The organism is Cupriavidus sp. 8B, from assembly GCF_054589115.1.
On record NZ_BAAILO010000282.1, the window covers coordinates 20,516 to 39,053 of the forward strand.

Sequence of the window (18,538 nt, forward strand, 5' to 3'; positions counted from 1 at the left end):
TCCCGATCCCCGTTGGCAACCAAGGCGTCCATGTATTCAGTGCTAGGCCGTACGTTTGAGTACGCATCCACCCCTTCGCCGTGGGATGACAAGGCGCCAGTGCGGGAGGAGCTGTTCGGGATCGAGCGGCTGGAGCAGCATGCGCAAAGCCTTGCCGCGGCCCAGCCTGTCACGTCGAAGCCGCCGCGCGTGCGCACGTTGCGCAGCCGCCTCAATGACAATGCCGAAGTATTGCTCGCGGCCTACCGGGCCGGCGCGGCGGAACTGGAGAGCGGCAGGGCCGTGGTGCCCGCGGCCGAATGGCTGCTGGACAACTACCACCTGGTGGAAGCGCAGATCCGCGAGATCCGCGATGACCTGCCGCCCGGCTACTATCGCCAGCTGCCCAAGCTCAGCGAGGGGCCATTCGCGGGCTATCCCCGGGTGTTTGGCCTTGCCTGGGCCTTTGTCGCGCATACCGACAGCCATATCGACCCGGACACCCTGCGGCGCTTCATAGCCGCCTACCAGCGTGTGCAGCCGCTGACCATCGGCGAGCTGTGGGCGGTGGCCATCACGCTGCGCATCGTCCTGATCGAGAACCTGCGCCGCCTGGCCGAGCAGATAACCGCCGGGCGCATCGCCCGCGCCGACGCGGACGATCTGTCGAAGCAGCTGCTCAAGTCGGGCTGCGCCCGGTCGGCGCTCGACACGGATATCGCCTCGCGCGCCGCTGCGCCCTTGTCGGAACTGTTTGCCGCGCAACTGGCCAAGCGCCTGCGGGACCAGGACCCACGGACCACGCCCACCCTGGCCTGGCTGGAAGAGCGGCTCGGGCGGCAGGGCGCGTCCATCGAGGGTGTGGTGCGGCATGCCCAGCAGCGCCAGGGTGCGTCCAACGTGACGGTGCGCAATGTCATCACCAGCATGCGGCTGATTTCCGATATCGACTGGGCCGAACTGTTCGAGAGCGTGAGCCTGGTCGACGCGCGTTTGCGCGATGGCAGCGGCTATGCCGAAATGGATTTCCCCACCCGCAATCTTTACCGCAGCGCGATTGAGCAGCTTGCGCGCGGCTCACTGGCCTCGGAGCTGGAGATCGCCGATCTCGCGCTGGCCACGGCACGCGCCGCGGCGGCCGGCACCGCCGATGCAGCGCAGGCGGAGCGCATCGGGGACCCGGGGTATCACCTGATCGCCGAGGGCCGGCGCGCCTTCGAGCGCGTGATCGGCTTCCGTGCCCCGGCGCGTCTGCGGTTTTCCCGCCTCAATATCGCGCTGGGCATTGGCGGCTATATGGGCGCCATCCTGCTGGTCACCCTCGCGCTGCTCGGCGGCTCGCTCTGGTTGCTTGCGGCGGCGGCCATGCCGGCGCTCCACGGCGGCTGGCTCGCGTTGGTCGGCTTGCTGGGCTTCGTGCCAGCCAGCGAGGTGGCAACGGCGGTGGTCAACCGCGGCATCGCCTGGCTCTTTGGCGCATCCATCCTGCCGGGGCTTGAGCTCACGGCAGGCGTGCCGCAAGCGTTGCGCACGCTGGTGGCCGTGCCCACGCTGCTATCGGGCGAAGCCAGCCTGCGCGAGCAGATCGAGCGCCTGGAGGTGCACCACCTCGCCGGCGCCGGTGGCGACCTGACCTTTGCGCTGCTCACCGATGGCACCGACGCCGACCAGGAAGCCATGCCGGGCGACGCGGCCCTTTTGGCGGTGGCGGCCGAAGACATCGGCGAGCTGAATCGCCGCTACGGGCCGGGTCCCGCCGGCGACCGCTTCCTGCTGTTGCACCGGCACCGCATATTCAACGCCGGAGAAGGCAAGTGGATGGGATGGGAGCGCAAGCGCGGCAAGCTCCATGAACTCAACCGCCTGCTGCGCGGCGCCACGGACACCAGCTTTATGCCTGTCTACGGCCGGCCGCCCCAGGTACCGCCCGATGTGCGCTACGTGATCACGCTCGATGCCGACACGCGCTTGCCGCGCGACGCGGCACTCCGGCTGATCGGCAAGATGGCCCACCCGCTGAACCGGCCAAGGTTCGACGACAAGCTGCAGCGCGTGGTTGGCGGCTACGCCATCCTGCAGCCACGCGTCACGCCATCCCTGCCGGTGGGCAGCGAGGGTTCGTTCTATCAGCGCATCTTCTCGGCGCCCGGCGGCATCGATCCCTATGCGGCTGCGGCATCGGACGTGTACCAGGACATCTTCGGTGAGGGTTCCTATACCGGCAAGGGCATCTATGACGTGGATGCCTTCGAGGCCGCGCTGCACGGCCGCGTGCCGGAGAACGCGGTGCTCAGCCATGATCTGTTCGAGGGCTCGTTCGCCCGTGCCGGGCTGGCCTCGGACATCGAAGTCGTCGAGGATTTCCCCGCGCGCTATGACGTGGCGGCCAAGCGCCAGCATCGCTGGACACGTGGCGACTGGCAGCTCCTTGACTGGATCTTGCGCGGCCGCAAGGGCAGCCAGGCGGTGCCGATGCTCGGCCGCTGGAAGATGCTGGACAACCTGCGGCGCTCGGTGCTCGCGCCGTCGCTGCTGCTGTGCTTTGGCGCGTGCTGGCCGCTGCCGCCCGGTGCCGCCTTGCGCGGCACGCTGCTGTTGCTGGCGGCCATGGCGATTCCCGCCTTATTGCCCGGCGTGTTTTCCGTCATTCCCCATCGTGCCGGCATCCGGCTGCGCAACCACGTGGGGATGCTGTGGGACGACCTGCGCGCGGCCATCGCGCAGGTGCTGCTGACGCTGGCGTTCCTGCCCGACGTGGCCTGGCGCATGAGCGACGCCATCGCGCGCACGCTGGCGCGGCTGCGCTTTACGCGTCGCCACCTGCTGGAGTGGACCACGGCCGCCCAGTCCATGACCAGCCCCCGGCTCGACCTGGCGGGCTCTTACCGGCAGATGACGGGCGGCGTATTGCTGACGCTGGCGCTGCTTGCGGGCACGCTGGCCTTCGCGCCCGCCTCCTGGCCGCTCGCGCTGCCCCTTGGATTGCTCTGGCTCGCCGCGCCAGTGCTGGCGCTGTGGGCCAGCCGGGCGCCAAAGGTGGCAAGGCGGCTGGTGGTGTCGGACGCGGACACGCGCGAGCTGCGCCTGACCGCGCGCCGCACCTGGCGCTTTTTCGAGACCATGGTCACGCCGGCGGACAACATGCTGCCGCCCGACAATTTCCAGGAGCGCCCGAAACCGGTCCTTGCGCACCGGACCTCGCCCACCAATATCGGCCTGTACCTGCTATCGGCCATCGCTGCGCGCGACTTTGGCTGGAGCGGCACGGCGGCGACGGCCGAGCGGCTTGAGGCAGCCTTCGCCGCCATGCAAAAGCTGCAGCGCTGCCATGGCCACTTCTACAACTGGTATGGCACGCAGGATCTGCGCGCCCTGACGCCTGCCTACGTCTCATCGGTCGACAGCGGTAACCTGGCCGGGCACCTGATTGCGCTGGCCAATGCCTGTGAAGAATGGATCCATGCCGAGGTGACGCCGGATTTCCGGCTCGGCATGATGGATACCGTCACGCTGGCGCGCGAGGCCATTGCCGGCCTGGCGTTGGCGGGCGGCGAGCGCGCCGGCAAGCTCGGCGAACTGCTGGAACAGGTCGAAACCCAGCTCAACGGTGCGCAGGCCATGGCCATGCTGATGCCCGCGCTCAAGCGGCTGACGGAAAAAGCCGCGGGGATCGCCCGCGACATCCTGCCCGCCACCGGCGACGACAGCCTTGGCGACCTGGCGTTCTGGGTGGAAGCGCTGCGCAAGGCCGTGGCCGAGCATGAACAAGACCGGGTCGAACGCATCGAAGCGCCGGACTTGCTCGGCGCGCGCCTGCAAGCGCTCGCCGCCGTGGCGCGCGAGATGGCGCTCGCGATGGACTTCGCGTTCCTGTTTGACGAGGAGCGCAAGCTGCTCTCGATCGGCTACTCGCAGGATGACAACCGGCTCGATGTCAGCTGCTATGACCTGCTCGCGTCGGAGGCCCGTCTCGCCAGCCTGTTTGCCATCGCCAAGGGCGATGTGTCCACGCGCCACTGGTTCCGCCTTGGCCGCACGGCCACGCCGCTGGGCAACGGGTCGGCGCTGATCTCGTGGTCCGGGTCGATGTTCGAGTACCTGATGCCGTCGCTGATCATGCGCGCGCCGGCGGGCAGCCTGCTCGAGCAGACCAACCGGCTCGTGGTGGAGCGCCAGCAGGGCTACGGCCGCGCGCTGGGCGTGCCATGGGGCGTGTCCGAATCCGCCTACAACGCGCGCGACATGGAGTTCACCTACCAGTACTCCAACTTCGGCGTGCCGGGACTAGGCCTGAAGCGAGGGCTCTCCGACAACGTCGTGATCGCACCCTATGCGAGCGGCTTGGCCACCATGGTGGATCCGCAAGGCGCGCAGCAGAACTTCGCGCGTCTCGCGCAGATGGGGGCAAAGGGGCGCTTCGGCTTCTACGAGGCCATCGATTTCACCCGGTCCCGGCTGCCCGAAGATGAGGAATTCGCCATCATCCGCAGCTACATGGCCCACCACCAGGGCATGACCATCGTGGCGATTGCCAATACGCTGCACGGCGGCCAGATGCGGGAGCGCTTTCACCGCGAGCCGATGATCCAGGCCACCGAGCTGCTGCTGCAGGAGCGCATGCCGCGCAACGTCGCCATCGCGCATCCCCGCGCCGAAGAGGTGAAGGCTTCCACGCTGGAGCCCGGCAGCGTGGATTCCACGGTGCGCAGGCTTTCGGGCTACGCGCCCGGTGCTCCCGTCACGCATCTGCTGTCGAACGGGCGCTACGCGGTGATGCTGACCGCGGCTGGCGCTGGCTACAGCCGCTGGCGCGATCTGGCCGTGACGCGGTGGCGGGAGGATGCCACCCGCGACGACGCTGGCAGCTTTATCTTCCTGCGCGATACGCACAGCCGCGCCGTCTGGCCGGCCGGCGCACAGTTTGCCGGCGGCGACACGGACGATGGCGAGCAGGGCAGCGAAGTGGTCTTTGCCGAAGACCACGCGGAGTTCATCCGCCGCGATGGCAGCCTGGTCACCACGCTCTCCATCCTGGTCTCCGGCGAGGATGACGGGGAAGTGCGGCGAGTCTCGCTGGCCAACAGCGGGCGGCGCGCGCGCGAGATCGAGCTGACCTCGTATGCGGAGCTGGTGCTGACCGTGCCGGCGGCCGACATCGCGCATCAGGCCTTCTCCAAGCTGTTTGTCGAAACCGAATACCTGGCCGAGTTCGGCGCGCTGGTTGCCACGCGCCGCACGCGCTCGCCCACGGAGCCCACGATTTGGGCCGCCCATTTCGCGATCGTCGAAGGCGACGTGGTAGCGGATCCGCAATACGAGACCGACCGGGCGCGCTTCCTGGAAGAGGGGCAAACGGGCAGGATAGCGGACGGCGTGCGGCATGGCCGTGCGCTCTCCAACACCACGGGCACGGTGCTCGACGCCATCTTCTCGCTCAGGCAGCGCGTGCGGGTCGCACCGGGCGGCGTGGCACGCGTCGCCTTCTGGACGCTGGTGGCGCCCTCGCGCGCCGCGCTGCTGGATCTGATCGACAAGCATCACGACCGCAGCGCCTTCGAGCGTGCCAAGACCCTGGCCTGGACGCAAGCCCAGGTGCAGTTGCGCCATCTCGACGTCAAGGCGGACGAGGCAGCGGATTTCCAGCGACTGGCCGCGCCGATCCTGTACGCCGATCCGCGCTTCCGGGTTGCCTCCGAGGCCATCGCGCGGGGCGCGGGCCCGCAGTCCGGGCTCTGGCCGCACGCCATCTCGGGCGACTTGCCGATCGTGCTGCTGCGCATCGACGAGATCGAGGATATGGCGCAGGTGCGCCAGCTGCTGCGCGCGCACGAGTACTGGCGCATGAAGCGGCTTGGGGTGGACCTGGTCATCGTCAACGAGCGCGCGTCGTCTTATACGCAGGACCTGCAGATTGCCATCGAGACCGCGGTGCGCAGCAGCCAGTCGCGGCCTCGCTTTGGCGATGAGCTCGCCCAGGGCTCGGTCTATACGCTGCGCGCCGATTTGATGCACGTCGACGCCCGCGCGTTGCTGTTGTCCGTGGCTCGCGTGGTGCTGTCCGCGCGCAGAGGCGCCATTGCCGAACAACTCGGCCGGCTGCCCCAGGCACCGCCGCGCGCCGCGCCCGTACGCCGCCGCGCGCTCCCGCGGCCGGCGCCCACGCAAACGCACGCCATGCCGGCCCTTGAATTCTTCAATGGCCTCGGTGGCTTCGACAAGGACGGGCGCGAATATGTGGTCGTGCTGGACGGCGCGGCCACCACGCCCGCGCCGTGGATCAACGTCGTCGCCAATCCCAACTTTGGCTTCCACGCCTCGGCACAGGGCAGCGGCTATACCTGGGCCGAGAGCAGCCGCGAGAACCAGCTCACGCCCTGGTCCAACGACCCGGTGCTGGATCCGGCCGGCGAAGCGTTCTATATCCGCGACGAAGACAGCCTCGAAGTCTGGAGCCCGACCGCGCAGCCCATCCGCGGCGCAGGCACCTACACGGCCCGCCACGGCCAGGGCTACAGCCGCTTTGCGCACCAGGCAAACGGCATCGCGGTTGAGCTGCTGCAGTTCGTCCCGCTGGAAGACCCGCTCAAGATTTCACGGCTGACGCTGAGCAACCTGTCCGCCGTGCGCCGCCGGCTTTCCGTCACCGCTTACGTGGAATGGGTACTCGGCACTTCGCGGGGCGCATCGGCACCGTTCATCGTGACCGAACTCGACGAGGCCACCGGCGCGGTGCTGGCGCGCAATCCCTGGAGCACTGCCTTCCCCGGCCGGGTCGCCTTTGCCGATCTCGGCGGCAGGCAAACGGCCTGGACCGCCGACCGCACGGAGTTCCTCGGCTACAACGGCGGCGCCGAGGCGCCGGCGGCCCTGCTTGGCACCACGCCCTTGTCCGGCGCGGTGGGCGCGGGCCTGGATCCGTGCGCCGCGGTGCAGTGCTTCGTGGAGCTTGCCGCGGGCGAGACGCTCGATATCGTCGCGTTGCTCGGCGAGTGCGGCTCAGCCGAGGCGGCGAGGGCGCTGATTGCCCGCTATCGCGCCGCCGATCTCGACGCCGTGCTCGATGCCGTGACAGGGCACTGGGCTAGCCTGCTTGGCGCCGTGCAGGTCAGGACGCCGGACCGGGCGATGGACATCATGCTTAATGGCTGGCTGCTGTACCAGACGCTGGCCTGCCGCATCTGGGCGCGCTCGGCCTTCTACCAGGCGAGCGGCGCCTATGGCTTTCGCGATCAGTTGCAAGACACCATGGCGCTCACCTTCGCCAGGCCGGCGGCCACGCGCCAGCACCTGCTGCGCGCGGCGGCCAGGCAATTTGCCGAAGGCGATGTCCAGCATTGGTGGCTGCCGCACACCGGGCAGGGCGTGCGCACGCGCATCTCCGACGATTGCGTCTGGCTGGCCTTCGCCACGGCGACCTACATTGCCGGCTCGGGCGATGCGGCGGTGCTGGATGAGAACGTCTCGTTCCTCGGCGGGCCGGTGCTCGGCGCGGACGAGCATGACGCCTTCTTCCAGCCAATGACCGGGGAGACGTCCGCCGCGCTGTTCGAGCATTGCGCGCGCGGCATCGAGCGATGCCTCGCCTTGACCGGCGAGCACGGGCTGCCGCTGATCGGCGGCGGCGACTGGAACGACGGCATGAACCGGGTCGGGGCCGGCGGCAAGGGCGAGAGCGTGTGGCTTGGCTGGTTGCTGATGCGCACGATCACGCTCTTCGCGCCGCTCGCCGAGGTGCGCGATGCCGGCCGCGCAGCGCACTGGCGCGCCCATGCCGCAATGCTGGGCGAGGCATTGGAGCGCGATGGCTGGGATGGCGAGTGGTATCGCCGTGCTACCTTCGATGACGGCAGCTGGCTGGGTTCACGGACCAGTCCGGCCTGCCGGATCGACGCCATTGCCCAGTCGTGGGCCGTGCTGTCGGGCGCCGGGGACCCGGTTCGCGCTGCAACCGCCATGGCATCGATGGCCGAGCACCTGGTGCGTCGCGACGATGGCCTGGCGCTGCTGTTCGCGCCGCCCTTCGATGGCGCCTCGCTGGATCCCGGCTACATCGAAGGCTATCCCCCCGGCGTGCGCGAGAACGGCGGGCAATACAGCCATGCCGCGATGTGGTCGGTCCTTGCCTTTGCCCGGCTCGGCGCGGGCGCAAAAGCCGTAGACCTGTTCTCGATGCTCAACCCGATCCACCACGCCAGCACGGCCGCGGGTGCCCAGCGCTATAAGGTGGAGCCTTACGTGGTCGCGGCCGATGTGTATTCGGTGGCGCCCCACATCGGCCGCGGCGGATGGACCTGGTACACCGGCGCGGCCGGATGGATGTACCGCGCCGGGGTGGAAGGCATCCTGGGGATCCGCCGGGAAGGGAGCTGGCTGATCGTCGCGCCGAGCATTCCGGCGGCGTGGCCTGGCTTTGAGGCGACGGTGTGCCTGGGTGCGTGCCACTATGAAATCCGGGTGCAGACGCTGGCGCCTGGCGCGGGCGGCGCGCATGCGGTCCTCGACGGGCTGGCGGTGCCCGGTCACGACGGCGCGGTGCGCGTACCGCTGGACGATGGCAGGCACAGGCTGCTGCTATGCATCCCGCCAGCGGCGGAATAGGGCGCATGGGATGCATCTGGCGCGCCCGGCAAAGTCTTTCCGGGAATCGCTTGACTCCTCGGGGAATAAGCTTATGATGTGTCTCATTGCTGCGGTGCAGCAAAACGATGATGCCGCTCACGAAACCCTCTTCGGCAGCGTTGGATCATCCCCAGGAGACTATTTCATGGCACATCCCACCCAAGCTCAATTCTTCGGCGTCCAGCAAGCTAACCTGGACCTGTTCCTCGCCCTGGTCGGCCCCCTGGCCCGCGGCGCGGAAAAAATCAGCGCGCTGAACATGCAGACCGTCAAGACCAGCCTGGCGGATACCACGAACTACGTCCGCGAATCCAGCCAGCAGCCGGTTGGCGCCGGCATGGCCGGCCTCAAGCCGGAACTGGCGAATGGGTTTGCCCAGAAGATGAACGCCTACGCCGGCCACATGAACGAGATCTTCGCCAGCACCGGCGCAGAATTCGCGCAGGAAGCCCAGCGCCAGATGAGCACCTACGCCGCGCAGACCCAGGAAGCCATGGCGTCGTTCGGCCAGAACCTAATGTCGAACGCCGGCGGCGCGTTCCCGGCTGCCGGCGCAAGCGCGCCGAGCTGGATCGCGGCGTACGAAACGGCCATGAAGCCGATGCGCGACGCGATTGAATCCGTCATGCCCGCCGCGGCAGCCAAGTAAGGCTAAGCCAGGCGGCACCGCTGGCCGCTGTGAAGCAAACGCCAGTAGCAAGGAAAAACTGCGCCCATGTGGCGGAGTTTTTCCTTGCTGACAACGCCGGATCTGCGTTGTCGTGCTCCCCTCTCCCCCTGAGGGGAGAGGGAGAAGCAGCCGTCGTCATGGCGCGCGGCGTTGGCTCGTTCGGCGGCTTCGGCTAATGCTTCCGGTTTGTCAGCAGTCTGAACTGCGCCCATATGGCGCAGTTTTTCTTGCGGCGATCAGCCAGCGGGTGTTGCCGAGAGAACGGCCTCCACGCGCTGGCGCAGCACCGGCAGCAAGTCCCGCGCAAACCAATCGTTGTGCTTGAACCAGCCCTGGTTGCGCGGCGACGGATGCGGCAGCGGGATAAAACGCGGCCCATGCGCGGCAAATCCCGCCACCGTGGGCGTCACGCCGCCGCGCGCAGCCGCCCCCAGGAAACGCCGCTGCGCATACTGCCCGACCAGCAACGTCAGCTCGATCTCCGGCAGGCACGCCATCAGCGCATCCATCCACAACGGCGCGCACTCCTTGCGCGGCGGCAGGTCGCCGCTGGCGCCACGGCCCGGATAGCACAGGCCCATCGGGATGATGGCGATGCGCGCGGCATCGTAGAACACCGTCTTATCAATACCCATCCATTCACGCAGCCGCTCACCGCTGGGATCATCCCAGGGAATGCCGCTGGCATGCACGCGCGTGCCCGGCGCCTGGCCGACAATCAGGATGCGGGCTCTGGCGGCGGCTTGTACGACCGGGCGGGGGCCAAGGGGGAGGTGCGCTTCGCAGAGGCGGCAGGCGCGGACCTCGGTCAGCAGGGCGTCGAGGTCGGTGCGGCTATCATTGCTCACGACGGAAGTGCTTACAGGAAGGGCGTGCTTCATGCCGGGATGCCGAGCAGAGCCAGAGCGCGCAGCGCTGGCAAACTAATCCATTGCCCCAGGCGGCGCGAACCACTTTGCGGAAATCTTCCGAGTTGCTCGACGGCTTCCTGAAAACTATCCAGAAGCGCTGGATGGCAGCTGATCAAGCGGATACGCAATAGCATTATCGAGATCGGTATCCGCAACAGGGCGAATGCCTCAGCGCGTCCGGGAGAGAAATGTTCATCGTCATCGTGCCCATGGCGCCTAGTCTAGGCACTTTGGCAAAGTCTGCCAAGCCAGGGCGACGAGGATATGTTGAGTCGAAAGATGACCCCTGGATGATCCCAAATTGTGATGCTTTAGACTCTATTCCGGGTATGCCAGCGCGTGCATGTGCAAGCGGGCCGCAATAAAGAGCGGCCCGCTTGCCTACCTCTTCCGATCAGAAGCGGTGACGCACACCCACGCCAAAGCTGTCGCCGTGCGACTGGTCGCTCAGCTTGTCGTAGAAGTACGCGGCATACACATCGGTGCGCTTGGACAGGTTGTAGTCGTAGGCGAGGCCGGCCGTGTTGCGCTTGAAGTTCGCGACACTGTTCTTGGTCTTGTCGTAAGCATAGGAGACCAGCACGTTGCCGTTGCCCACGGGGATCGAGGCGCCAACCTGGCCATTGGTGTGCTTGATGTCGCCCGTGGCGTTGTTGACGTCGCTCTTGATGTACTGGCCCTGCGCGAACAGCTTGACCACCTTGAAGTCGTAGCTCACGCCGGCCTGCACGGCGTTTTGCTTGTCGAAGCCGGCCAGCGCCGTGGGCGAGGTCACGTCTCCCGGGGTGCTGTTGAACTTGACCTGCTGGAAGGCTACGGTTGCGCCGAAGTTGCCGTTGAAGTAGAGCACGTTGCCGCCCCACTTGTTCTTGCCGACGCTGCCTGCCTGCTCGCCGAAGGAGTAGATCGCGTTGGCGGTAAGGCCGCTGAAGTTCGGCGTGGAGTACACCAGCGAGTTGCTCCAGCCCGAGTCGCCGATGATGCCAGGGTCATAGACGCGGCCATTGCTGGCCGAGAAGTACGTGTGGAAGATCGCCGGCGAGAACACATAGGAGTCGACCAGCGGGTTGAACAGGATGGTCGAGATGAAGTAGGGCGTGGTGTTGCGCCCGAGCTTCACCGTGCCCAGCGTAGCGCTCTGCAGGCCGACGTACGCATTGCGGGTGAACAAGGCGTCGCCGTCGAAGCGGCCTTGCTTGCCGGTGTCCGGGCGCAGGAAGCCGTTCAGGTCGAAGATGGCCTTCAGGCCGGTGCCAAGATCCTCGGTGCCCTTGATGCCGAAGTACGAGGTTTGCATGCCGCCGCTGTTGACGCCGTAGGCGCGGTCGGCACCGCCGGCCTTGGTGGCGCCGACGTAGGCGTCAACCATCCCGTAAAGCGTGACGCTGGATTGCGCCATTGCGTTGCCGCAGATCAAGGCTGCGGCCATGACTGCCAGTTTCACGACCGGCTTGAATTTGTGTTGCATAAAGACCTCCATGGTTGACCCCGTTTTCTATCGTTGCTGGCTCTGTCGCATTCATGGGGCACGACAACGCCCCTCCGGGGGCAAGCCCCGGTTATTCAAAGCCGTCTGCTCTTGAAATGGCTGGCGCAGGACTGCGCCGGTACGCTAGCGCCGCTGGCTCAGGCTTGCTGCCAGCTCACATGCGCGGCCACCACCTGCCAGCCTTCGGGCAGCCGCACCCAGCTCTGGCTCTGGCGGCCCAGGCGCGGCTCGCCGGCGCGCCGAAAGGCGATGTTGGCTACGGCGAAATCGTTGCCAAAGGTGGTGACGCTGCGCTCGGTGATCTCGCGGGCAAGCCCCTTGGCCGGGCGCGCCGCGCGGAACGCGCGGATTGCCTCGATGCCGTAGAGGTTTTCGCCGGCGCCGTAGCGCAGCGTGTGCGGGCTTGCCCAGAACAGCCGGTCGAGCTCGCCGACGTCGTTGCCGCCCAGCGCCCGTTCATAGGCATCGAAGGCGGCTTCCACCTCGGCGAGGATGGCGGGATCGTTGATTCTCATCTTGCTTTCGTGGGTATCCGGACCAGCCCGGTGATGTCGCTCGGCGTGACTGCGATGGATGCAGTTTGCGGCAATTCGATTGCATACAACCAGCACTTATTTCTTCTCATGGCGCACGCAAATTGTGTGCACTCGCTGGTGCGCGCCGCGCGTCGCCATGCAAGCCCAGGCGCGCATCAGGCGGCCTGCGCCAGCGGCTGGTGCAGGCCGGTCAACGCGGCCTTCAGATGCTCGGCAAACGCTGCCGCCGCGGGCGGCAGGCTGCGGCCCTTGCGGGAGCCCAGCACCAGCCGGCCGCCGCACAGCTCGGGGTCGGACAGGGGCACGGCAATCAGCGTGCCCTGGCGCGTCTCGCGCAGCGTGCCGGCCTGGAACTGGAAGCAGATCGCCCCGGTCTGGCGCGCAAAGCTCTTCAGCATCTCTACCGTGGTGGCTTCCAGCATGACCCGCAGCGACAACCGGTTGCGCGCGCAGATCGCCTCGATCAGCCGCCGGCTGCCAAAACTCTCCGGCCCGAGGGCGACCGGATAAGGCTGGCAGTCGGATAAACGCAACGTGCGCCGGCTGGCCAGCGGATGGTCCGGGCGCATCATCGCGCAGAAGGGCTGCGCGGACACCGCCAGTTCGTGCAGGAAAGCCGTGGGCGGCGGGTCGTGCGCCAGCAGCAGGTCGGCCTCGTCCTCCTTGAGCGCGGCCAGCAGGTCGCCGGAGTTGCCCACCGCCACGCGAAACTGCACGCCGCGGTGGGTGGACTGGTAGCGGCCGATGACTTCAGGCAGGAAATCGGTGGCGACGGACTCGACCGTCGCCATGCGCACGGTGCCCCGCACCAGCCCACGCAACTGCTCCATCTGCGCGGCGGCCGAGTCGAGATCCGCCAGGCTGCGGCGCACGGTGGCGATCAGCACCTCGCCGGCGGCGGTCAGCCGCACGCCGCGCGGCAGGCGCTCGAACAGCGCCGTGCCGATATCCTGCTCCACCTCCAGGATTTTCCGGTTGAGCGCGGTGGACGCGACGTGGAGTTGCTCGGCGGCCTTGCGGATCGACCCATGGCGGGCCACGGCGTCAAGATAGAGATAGAGGCGAGGCGGGTGGAGCATGGCGGCGTGCGCTCAGGCGCTAGTGAGATCGATCCGCTCTCACTAGCAAGGATCGTGCGCATGCCGACGCTACGCGCTCAGCGCAGTCCCGGCAGCAGGGCCGGCGCCATGGCGGGGCAGCGCAACCTGGCAGTAGAGTTGCCGCAGCGCGCCCAGCGCTGACGCCCGGTCTTGCTCCGTGGCATCCCCCAGCATGAGGCCCGCGGCGTGCGGGGCGACCGACATCACAAAGCGCAGGCGTTCAAGCCGGGCAGCTTCAAACGTTGACAGCCAGGCGCGCGGGCTGGTCTCGCCCCCGGCCAGCGAAGTGGCAATCAGTTCGGCGGCGCTGCAGGCGTCCTCGATGGCTTGCGCCACGCCCTGGCCAAGGGGTGGCGCCATGGCGTGGGCACTGTCGCCCAGGTACATCACCTGCGCATGCGGCTCGGCAAAGCGGATGCCGGGCGCCCGCATGCGGTACCAGCAGATGGCATCCGCATTGGCGCAGAGCGTATCGATCAGCCAGGCCGCCTGCGGCCCCGGCCTGGCGTGCGCGGGCGTGTAGGCCACGCGCAGCGCCTCCATGTCCATGCCCGCATGCAATGGATATTCGCCGGGGGTGGGCAGGCTGCCCGCGATATTGATCTGCCCGTCCGGCAAGCGGAAGGCCAGCAGGCGGTTAGGGCCGTTGCACCATTGTTCGTAATCGTCGATCTGGCCGGCCCCGGCGTCCGGCACCATCAGGCGGAATAGCAGGGCACCAACCTGGTGCGTTGCGGGCTGGCCGGCAAACGCGCTTCGGGTGGGAGAGCCACGGCCATCGGCCGCGATCAGCAGGTCGATATCGTCAAGCCGGCATTGGCGGCCATCCTGTTCCCAGACCACGTAGCTGCGTGCCGGATCCTGCAGGCTGGCGCCGCATTCCAGCAGCTTGCAGCGGTAGCGCACGGTGTCACCGGCGGCCTGGCGCAGCACGCGGTACAGCGTGCTGCGCAAGATGCGCACCCCGCCGTGGTCCGCCACGCGCGTGAGTGGCAGGTCCAGCAGTACCTCGCCGCTGCACAGCGACACGCGCCAGTGATCCCACGGCAGGCCGGCCTCGCCGATGGCGCTGGCCAGCAGGGGATCGCGCATGTGCAAGGCCTTGATGGCGTTGGGGCCGATCACCAGCCCGGCGCTCGCGTGGTCATCCGGTGCAACCTGCTCCAGGCAGGTCACCTCCAGCCCGGCTTGCATGGCCAGCGCGCGGGCCATGATGCTGCCGGCCACGCCGGCGCCGACGATGACAATGCGTTTGGTGGGGATCCTGAGCGTCATGGGCGCCAGTTTGCGCAAAAGGACTGCACGCAACCAGCACCGATTTGGTCTCATGGCGAGCGCGCAATGTGTGCGCTCGGCGGGCGGGGCCGGAAGCCGCCCCGCCTGGCCCCCGGAGCCTTAAGGCACGACCGACAGGAACAAGTACGCCGCCAGGATGACCAGGTGCACCACGCCTTGCAGCATGGTGGTGCGGCCCGAGTGCAGCGTCAGCGTGCTGACCAGCAACGTCAGCGCAAGCAGCACGGTTTCCGTCGGGCCCAGGCCCAGTGTCAGCGGCTTGCCCACCGCGATAAAGACCGCGGCCACGGTGGGAATGGTCAGCCCGATGCTGGCCAGCGCGGAGCCCAGCGCCAGGTTCATGCTGGTCTGCAGGCGGTCGGCACGCGCGGCGCGCAATGCGGCCAAGCCCTCGGGCAGCAGCACCAGCGCGGCAATCACGATGCCAACCACGGCCGGCGGGGCACCGGCACTCGCTACCGCCGCCTCCACGGTAGGCGAGAGCAGCTTGGCCAGGCCGACCACCGCCACCAGGCACACCAGCAGCATGCCGCCGCTGGTGAGCGCGATCTTTACGGGCGGGGGCGGGGCATGCACGCTTTCGTCGGAGGTGCCCTCCACCAGGAAGTAGTCGCGATGGCGCACGGTCTGCACAAACACAAAGCTGCCGTAGAGCACCAGCGAGGCAATGCCCGCAAAGGCCAGCTGCGACTGCGACAGCATCGGCCCGGGAATCGCGCTGGTGTAGTTGGGCAACACCATGGTGAGCACGGCAAGGGCGGCCAGCACGGCCAGCGCGGCGGTGGCGCCCGGCGCCTGGAAAGCCTGCTCGCGATGGCGCAGGCCACCCACCAAAAGACAAATCCCCACGATGCCGTTGCACACCAGCATGGCCGCGGCAAACACGGTATCGCGCGCCAGCCCGGCCTTCTCGGGGCCCGCGGACAGCATCACCGAGACGATCAGCGCCACTTCGATCACGGTCACGGCGATCGCCAGCACCAGCGTGCCAAAGGGCTCGCCCACTCTATGCGCTACCACCTCGGCATGGTGCACCGCCGCAAACACCGAGCCCGCGAGGGCCAGGCCGGCCAGCACCAACAGCAGCGCCTGACCGGGCACCGCCATGCCTGCCCCGAGGATGGCCCAGGCTGCCACCGGCAGCCATAAGGTCCAGGCAGGCAATTTATTCGACGTCAATGGCATCCGTTCTCCCTTTCTGGTTAATGAAATATGTGGTTTCTGCTTGATTGTGATGGGTGCGGCGCGTCAGGACTGACGAGAAAGTGCCGCCCTCAGCGGGCTTGCTGGCCGTTTTCCCCGTGGCGTCCTATTGTGGTTCAGCTTGGGGCGGCAGCAATCCGCTCGGGCGGCAGCGCGCATGTAAGGCAGTCGTATCAGGGATTCAGTTCCCTGAAATTCGCTTAAATTGAAAGGAATTGCAGCTTGATTTGCTGGAGTTGGCAGGGATTTCGCGGTTTTGTCCTGTGTTTTGGAACTCCCGGCGCCTAAAGTCCTGAACTCGGCCGGCCATTCCAGCGTCGCACCAGAGCAGCACAGGCATCTCCGGACGCGCAGCAAGCGTCCCGTTACCGGCACGGCGAGCGCCGCGCCTTCCCCTTTCGACCAGGAGAACTCTCATGAAAAAGTACGGATCGGCTAAATGGCAAGGCGGCCTCAAGGACGGCCAGGGCAGCATCTCGGCGGAGAGCGGCGTGCTAAAGGATGCGCCCTATGGCTTCAAGGCCCGTTTCGAAGGGGGACCCGGCACCAATCCCGAGGAACTCATCGGGGCGGCCCATGCGGGATGCTTCTCCATGGCGCTGTCCCTGATCCTGGGCGAGGCCAACATGGTCGCCGAGAGCATTGCCACCAAGGCCACGGTCACGCTCGACAAGGACGGTGGCGGTTTCTCCATCACCGCCGTGCACCTGGACGTGACGGTGCGCGTGCCCGGGGCCGACAAAGAGGCGGTAGAGAAATGCCTGCAAGGGGCCAAGGCCGGCTGCCCGGTGTCCAAGCTCCTAAAGGCAGAGATCACCATGGACGCCAAGGTGGAAACCTGATCCCGCGCGCTGCGCGCGCTGCGAAGGCGCGCGCAGGGCCCGGCATCCGGCCAATAGGTCGGGCGTGGCCAGCCTGGCTACCTATAATGAAGATTCGCCGTCCCGCGCCGCACCTGGCGCGGGACCGCGCGGGCGTTCAATGGACTGAACGCGTCTCCTATATCCAGACCTTCCAAGATAAGGCAGACATCATGCATAGCAGTGAAGCAGTCCTGACTCAGGCTAGGGCGGCCATCGCCCACGTGCCTTTCCACAGCCATCCCATCCATCCCACCATCCACTTGCGCCTGAGCGACGGCGCGCTGATTCTCGAAGGCGAAGTCCCCGATATTGTCGACAAGAGCCGCGTTGCCGCGTCGGTACGCCGTGTCGACGGTGTGTCCGCTGTGATCGATCACCTGCGGGTCGCCGACGGCGGCGCGGCGGTTGGCGACGGCGAACTGCGCAATGCCATCTGCGTACGGCTGCTGCAGGCGATCGACTTTCGCAATTGCCGCATCTGCGCCCATACCAAGGGGAGGATCGAACACGTGCGCGAAGCCGTTGGCGAGTCCAGCGGCGAGATCGAGATCGAAGTCGTCGACGGCGTGGTGACCCTGCGCGGTCACGTGATCAGCCTGTCGCACATGCGCCTGGCCGGTGTGCTGGCGTGGTGGTCGCGTGGTTGCCGCTGCGTGATCAACGAGCTGGTGGTGGCCCCGGCCGAGGCCGACCGCGACGACGAAGTCACGGAAGCGCTGAAGCTGGTGCTGGAGACCGACCAGTTCGTCGATGCCGACCGCATCCGCGTGCAGACCAAGGACCGCGTCGTCACGCTCGAAGGCTACGCCACCACCGAAGCCGGCAAACGCCAGGCGGAGCGCGATGCCTGGTACGTGCATGGTGTCGAGGACGTGGTCAACCGCATCGTGCTGAGCAATTAGGCGCCACTGCCAACGCAACTTCGCAAGTTCGCAGGTTCGCAAGTTCAATAGCTGGATCGGATCATGCCGCGCCCGCCGGGCGCGGCATGTCCTCCACGCGCCAGTAGCGCCGCTGCGAGCGCAGCGCAAAGCGCGCCCGGTAGCTCGACATCGACATTCCCGTTGCCCGCTGGAACAGCCGCCTGAACGCCGCCGCGTCGCTGTAGCCGCAGGCTTCGGCCACCGCCTGCGAGCCATGCAGCGTCACCTCCAGCAGGGTCTTGGCGCGCTCCACGCGCAGCCCGTGCAGGTATTCCAGCGGCGTCATGCCGCTGACCTGCCGGAAATGCCGCAGCAAGGTCCGCTCGCTCACGGCCGCCGCCTGCGCCACCAGCGCCAGCCGGTACGGCGCATCCACGTTCGCCTGCAGCCAGCGCATGGCGCGGTAGACGGGGCTGTCGGCGGTCTTGCTGAGCCAGTGTTGCGACACCAGCTCCGGCGTGAGCTGCTGGCGCTCGGCCTGGTACAGCAGCATGCGCGAGCAGGTCTGCGCCAGATCGGGGTCATGCAGGTGCCCCAGCACGCGCAGCATGAACTCCGTCTGCAGCGCCGGCGCCACGCAGCCAAACACGCGCTGGTGCAGGCTCATGGGCTCGCTCGCGGAAAAATCGCAGCGCGGATAGCGCTTGGCCATCCAGCTCTGGAAGGTCCACGGCGCACCCATGCGCGCGCCATCCAGCAGGCCAAGCTCCGCGGGAAAGGCGATGCCGCTCGCCCCCGCCGCGATCCATCCGCCCGCCTGCGCATGCCGCTCCAGCAAGCGCAGCGCCTGGCCGGCGCCGGCCACGATCTCGCCCAGGTGCGGCGCATTGCGCGCGAGCACGCCCGGCACCACCACCAGCGCATTGCCGTCTTCCGTGGCGCGCCGCCGCCGCGCTGGCTCCAGCCCCAGGGCGGGCAGGGCCAGCGCGCGGCCCGACGCGCCGATCAC

11 protein-coding genes are annotated in these 18,538 nt (G+C 67.6%); 4 read left to right on the forward strand and 7 right to left on the reverse strand.

Annotated features, from left to right (window positions below; genetic code table 11):
* The first annotated feature begins 30 nt into the window (after positions 1–30).
* Both ACYP5B_RS27575 and ACYP5B_RS27580 read left to right on the forward strand, forming a co-directional pair.
* A complete protein-coding gene (locus ACYP5B_RS27575) occupies positions 31–8,577 on the forward strand; it encodes a GH36-type glycosyl hydrolase domain-containing protein (protein WP_459571818.1) in 8,547 nt (2,848 codons plus the stop codon).
* 166 nt (positions 8,578–8,743) lie between these two features.
* Positions 8,744–9,247, forward strand: a complete 504-nt coding sequence (locus ACYP5B_RS27580; protein WP_459571819.1) for a phasin family protein — start codon at positions 8,744–8,746, stop codon at positions 9,245–9,247.
* 257 nt (positions 9,248–9,504) lie between these two features.
* Here the strand turns inward: ACYP5B_RS27580 and ACYP5B_RS27585 are convergent, their stop codons facing one another.
* The 6 genes from ACYP5B_RS27585 to ACYP5B_RS27610 all read right to left on the reverse strand — a co-directional run bounded on the left by ACYP5B_RS27585 (position 9,505) and on the right by ACYP5B_RS27610 (position 15,785).
* On the reverse strand, positions 9,505–10,116 hold the full coding sequence (locus ACYP5B_RS27585; protein ID WP_459571820.1) for a uracil-DNA glycosylase family protein: 612 nt from the start codon (positions 10,114–10,116) through the stop codon (positions 9,505–9,507).
* A 457-nt stretch (positions 10,117–10,573) separates the two neighbouring features.
* On the reverse strand, positions 10,574–11,647 hold the full coding sequence (locus ACYP5B_RS27590) for a porin (RefSeq protein ID WP_459571821.1): 1,074 nt from the start codon (positions 11,645–11,647) through the stop codon (positions 10,574–10,576).
* Between the two features lie 158 nt (positions 11,648–11,805).
* Complete coding sequence (hpxZ, locus tag ACYP5B_RS27595) at positions 11,806–12,183, reverse strand: oxalurate catabolism protein HpxZ (protein ID WP_459571822.1); 378 nt, start codon at positions 12,181–12,183, stop codon at positions 11,806–11,808.
* Positions 12,184–12,359: 176 nt separating this feature from the next.
* Positions 12,360–13,283 carry a LysR family transcriptional regulator gene (locus tag ACYP5B_RS27600; RefSeq protein ID WP_318235550.1) on the reverse strand — a complete coding sequence of 308 codons (924 nt, stop codon included), beginning with the start codon at positions 13,281–13,283 and terminating at the stop codon, positions 12,360–12,362.
* A gap of 69 nt (positions 13,284–13,352) precedes the next feature.
* Positions 13,353–14,579: an FAD-dependent oxidoreductase gene (locus tag ACYP5B_RS27605; RefSeq protein ID WP_459571823.1), complete on the reverse strand. Its 1,227-nt coding sequence runs from the start codon at positions 14,577–14,579 to the stop codon at positions 13,353–13,355.
* 120 nt (positions 14,580–14,699) lie between these two features.
* A complete protein-coding gene (locus ACYP5B_RS27610) occupies positions 14,700–15,785 on the reverse strand; it encodes a calcium:cation antiporter (RefSeq protein ID WP_318235548.1) in 1,086 nt (361 codons plus the stop codon).
* 434 nt (positions 15,786–16,219) lie between these two features.
* Here ACYP5B_RS27610 and ACYP5B_RS27615 point away from each other — a divergent pair, with 434 nt between their 5' ends.
* Together ACYP5B_RS27615 and ACYP5B_RS27620 are read left to right on the forward strand one after the other, a co-directional pair.
* Entirely contained in the window at positions 16,220–16,645 is a 426-nt protein-coding gene (locus ACYP5B_RS27615; protein WP_400100340.1) for an OsmC family protein, read from the forward strand.
* Between the two features lie 191 nt (positions 16,646–16,836).
* Entirely contained in the window at positions 16,837–17,568 is a 732-nt protein-coding gene (locus ACYP5B_RS27620) for a BON domain-containing protein (protein WP_459571828.1), read from the forward strand.
* Positions 17,569–17,629: 61 nt separating this feature from the next.
* Here the strand turns inward: ACYP5B_RS27620 and ACYP5B_RS27625 are convergent.
* Positions 17,630–18,538: helix-turn-helix domain-containing protein (locus tag ACYP5B_RS27625; protein ID WP_459571824.1), on the reverse strand; the 909-nt coding region annotated here is incomplete at its 5' end.

Coding starts and splice junctions, on each gene's coding strand:
- ACYP5B_RS27575 (WP_459571818.1), top strand. CDS start 31: ATGTATTCAGTGCTAGGCCGTACGTTTGAGTACGCATCCACCCCTTCG.
- ACYP5B_RS27580 (WP_459571819.1), top strand. CDS start 8,744: ATGGCACATCCCACCCAAGCTCAATTCTTCGGCGTCCAGCAAGCTAAC.
- ACYP5B_RS27590 (WP_459571821.1), bottom strand. CDS start 11,647: ATGCAACACAAATTCAAGCCGGTCGTGAAACTGGCAGTCATGGCCGCA.
- hpxZ (WP_459571822.1), bottom strand. CDS start 12,183: ATGAGAATCAACGATCCCGCCATCCTCGCCGAGGTGGAAGCCGCCTTC.
- ACYP5B_RS27600 (WP_318235550.1), bottom strand. CDS start 13,283: ATGCTCCACCCGCCTCGCCTCTATCTCTATCTTGACGCCGTGGCCCGC.
- ACYP5B_RS27605 (WP_459571823.1), bottom strand. CDS start 14,579: ATGACGCTCAGGATCCCCACCAAACGCATTGTCATCGTCGGCGCCGGC.
- ACYP5B_RS27610 (WP_318235548.1), bottom strand. CDS start 15,785: ATGCCATTGACGTCGAATAAATTGCCTGCCTGGACCTTATGGCTGCCG.
- ACYP5B_RS27615 (WP_400100340.1), top strand. CDS start 16,220: ATGAAAAAGTACGGATCGGCTAAATGGCAAGGCGGCCTCAAGGACGGC.
- ACYP5B_RS27620 (WP_459571828.1), top strand. CDS start 16,837: ATGCATAGCAGTGAAGCAGTCCTGACTCAGGCTAGGGCGGCCATCGCC.